1 protein-coding gene is annotated in these 229 nt (G+C 44.5%); it reads left to right on the top strand.

Translation table 11 applies throughout. The features are described from left to right. A partial coding sequence (locus E4T71_RS09625; RefSeq protein ID WP_245165740.1) for a Rib/alpha-like domain-containing protein occupies positions 1–229 on the top strand: 229 nt, incomplete at both ends.

Below are 229 nucleotides of genomic sequence, written 5' to 3'. Positions count from 1 at the left end.
TGTAACGTATCCAGATGGCTCAACGGACAAGGTTCCAGTAACCGTTAAGGTGGTAGATCCAACTACAGATGCTGGTAAGAATAATCCTAAGTTTGAAGAGGCATCAGGTAAGCCAGGAGAAACAGTAGTTATTCCAGCGCCTAAGAACGAAGATGGAAGTGATCTTCCAGCAGGTTCTAAGTTTGAGTCAAACAACCCACTAGTTAAGGTAGATCCAAACACAGGTGCG

Origin of the sequence: Streptococcus sp. WM07, from assembly GCF_004570525.1 — a bacterium.
Taxonomy (GTDB): Bacteria; Bacillota; Bacilli; order Lactobacillales; family Streptococcaceae; genus Streptococcus.
Note: the sequence above shows the minus strand (reverse complement) of the source record. Positions and strands in the feature narration are given on the sequence as shown.